This is a genomic window from Rhizobacter sp., assembly GCF_031412075.1.
Lineage (GTDB): Bacteria > Pseudomonadota > Gammaproteobacteria > Burkholderiales > Burkholderiaceae_C > Rhizobacter.
The window spans coordinates 1-2,646 of sequence record NZ_JANOCG010000624.1 but is presented as its reverse complement, the minus strand read 5'-3'; the positions used below and the strand labels follow the sequence as shown (position 1 = coordinate 2,646).

Annotated in this window: 3 protein-coding genes; all 3 read left to right on the top strand. The window is 61.8% G+C overall.

Annotated elements, in window-relative coordinates; translation table 11 throughout:
• On the top strand, positions 1–148 hold a 148-nt coding region (locus RMO40_RS23050), incomplete at its 5' end, for an aldehyde dehydrogenase family protein (protein WP_309725938.1).
• Between the two features lie 220 nt (positions 149–368).
• Positions 369–1,337 (top strand): ABC transporter substrate-binding protein, encoded by a 969-nt coding sequence (locus RMO40_RS23045; RefSeq protein ID WP_309725937.1) that lies wholly within the window; start codon positions 369–371, stop codon positions 1,335–1,337.
• Positions 1,338–1,455: 118 nt separating this feature from the next.
• Positions 1,456–2,520, top strand: a complete 1,065-nt coding sequence (gene chvE / locus RMO40_RS23040) for a multiple monosaccharide ABC transporter substrate-binding protein (protein WP_309725936.1) — start codon at positions 1,456–1,458, stop codon at positions 2,518–2,520.
• Positions 2,521–2,646 lie beyond the last annotated feature (126 nt).

Genomic DNA, 2,646 nt, shown 5'->3' with positions numbered 1-2,646 from the left:
CATGGCGATGGTCAACCTGCCCACGGCGGGCGTCGACTACCACGTGCCTTTCGGCGGGCGCAAAGGCTCGAGCCACGGCCCGCGCGAGCAGGGGCGTTATGCCGCGGAGTTCTACACCACCGTCAAGACGGCCTACACCTTGGCTTGAGGAGCTCAGTTTGTCGAAGAAAAACCTTCCAAAGAATCCGTTCGGGCTGAGCCTGTCGAAGCCGGCGTGCACCTCGTTGCAAGCACTTCGACAAGCTCAGTGCGAACGGACCAAAGAGTTCCCCAACCGTTGACATCAAGCCCCAAGAAGAAAACCGATTTCACCGCGTGGCGCCAAGACCACCCACCTCCAATTCACAACAGCTAGAGGAGACATCTCAATGAAGAAACTGCAACGACGTACCCTGTTCGCGGCCATGGCCGCCGCATCGCTGGCGGGCACCTGGCCGCTGAGCGTGCTGGCCCAGAAGAAGATCGTTCTGGGCTTCAGCCAGATCGGCGCCGAAAGCGAATGGCGCACCGCCAACAGCGAGTCGATCAAGTCGGCCGCCAAGGAAGCTGGCATCGAACTCAAGTTTTCCGATGCCCAGCAAAAGCAGGAGAACCAGATCAAGGCCATCCGCAGCTTCATCGCGCAGAAGGTCGACGTGATCGCCTTCTCGCCGGTGGTCGAATCGGGCTGGGGCACGGTGCTGCGTGAGGCCAAGGCGGCCAAGATCCCGGTGATCCTGTCCGACCGCGCGGTCGATGAAAAAGACACCAGCCTGTGGGTCTCGTTCATGGGCTCCGACTTCGTGGAAGAGGGCCGCAAGGCCGGCCGCTGGCTGGTCGACAAGATGAAGGGCCAGGCCGGCCCGGTCAACATCGTCGAGCTGCAAGGCACGGTGGGCTCGGCGCCTGCGATCGACCGCAAGAAGGGCTTCGAGGAAATCATCAAGGCCGACCCCAAGTTCAAGGTGATCCGCTCGCAGACCGGCGACTTCACCCGCGCCAAGGGCAAGGAAGTGATGGAAGCCTTCCTGAAGGCCGAGGGCAAGAAGATCAACGTGCTCTATGCGCACAACGATGACATGGCGATCGGCGCCATCCAGGCCATCGAAGAAGCCGGCATGAAGCCCGCGAAAGACATCACCATCATCTCGATCGACGCGGTGAAGGGCGCCTTCGAAGCCATGATCGCCGGCAAGCTGAATGTGTCGGTCGAGTGCAGCCCGCTGCTCGGCCCGCAGCTGATGACGGCGGTGAAAGACCTGGTCGCCGGCAAGACCATCCCCAAGCGCATCGTCACCGAGGAGGGCATCTTCCCGATGGAAGTGGCCGCCAAGGAATTCCCCAAGCGCAAGTACTGAGTACAGATCCCGAGACCGATCGGTTCGGCCCACGAAGCCGGGGCGGTGGTGCCGGGGCTTGCGACCGCAGGCCCCGGTGGTCACCTGCCCGATCCATCCACAAGAACGGAGACAAGACATGCAGAAGCTTCACACATTCATCGCGGCCGTCATCGTTGGGCTGGCCGGGCTGCTGCCCGCGGCCCAGGCGCAAGACAAGGGCACCATCGGCATCTCGATGCCCACCAAGTCATCGGCCCGCTGGATCTCCGACGGCGCCAGCATGGTCAAGTACTTCCAGGCCAAGGGCTACAAGCCTGACCTGCAGTACGCGGATGACGACATCCCCAACCAGCTCGCGCAGATCGAAAACATGATCACCAAAGGCTCGAAGGTGCTGGTGATCGCCGCCATCGACGGCACCACCTTGTCAGACGCGCTGCAAAAGGCTGCCGACAAGGGCATCAAGGTCATTTCGTACGACCGGCTGATTCGCGGCTCGAAGAACGTCGACTACTACACCACCTTCGACAACTTCCAGGTGGGTGTGCTGCAAGCCGGCTCCATCGTCGACAAGCTCGGCCTTAAACAAGGCAAGGGCCCGTTCAACATCGAACTCTTCGGCGGTTCGCCCGACGACAACAACGCCTTCTTCTTCTACAACGGCGCCATGTCGGTGCTCGACCCCTACATCAAGAGCGGCAAGCTCGTGGTGCGCAGCAAGCAGATGGGCATGGACAAGGTGGGCACCCTGCGCTGGGACGGCGCCGTGGCCCAGGCCCGCATGGACAACCTGCTGTCGGCCTTTTACAGCGGCCACCGTGTCGACGCGGTGCTGAGCCCGTATGACGGCTTGTCCATCGGCATCCTGTCGTCGCTGAAAGGCGTGGGCTACGGCACACCCAAACAACCCATTCCGGTGGTGAGCGGGCAAGACGCCGAGGTGCAGTCGGTCAAGTCGATGATGGCTGGCGAGCAGTACAGCACCGTGTTCAAGGACACGCGTGAACTGGCCAAGGTAACGGTCGATCTGGTCGACGCGGTTCTGGCCGGCAAGCAGCCCGTCATCAACGACACCAAGACCTACAACAACGGCGTGAAGGTCGTGCCTTCGTACCTGCTGAAGCCGGTGAGCGTGGACGCTTCCAACTGGAAGCCGGTGCTCATCGGCAGCGGGTACTACACCGAGGCGCAGGTCAAGTAATTCCAAGTGAGTGGTTCGAGCCAGCGTCCCCCAGCGCTGGTTCTTTTTTTTTGCCTCCGTTCGCACTGAGGTATCGAAGTGCAGCGCCGTGCACGGCTTCGAGACCTCAGCCCTAACGGCCGGGGC

Bases quoted from the DNA above. Each gene is read 5' to 3' on its own strand.
- RMO40_RS23045 (WP_309725937.1), top strand. From the start codon at position 369: ATGAAGAAACTGCAACGACGTACCCTGTTCGCGGCCATGGCCGCCGCA.
- chvE (WP_309725936.1), top strand. From the start codon at position 1,456: ATGCAGAAGCTTCACACATTCATCGCGGCCGTCATCGTTGGGCTGGCC.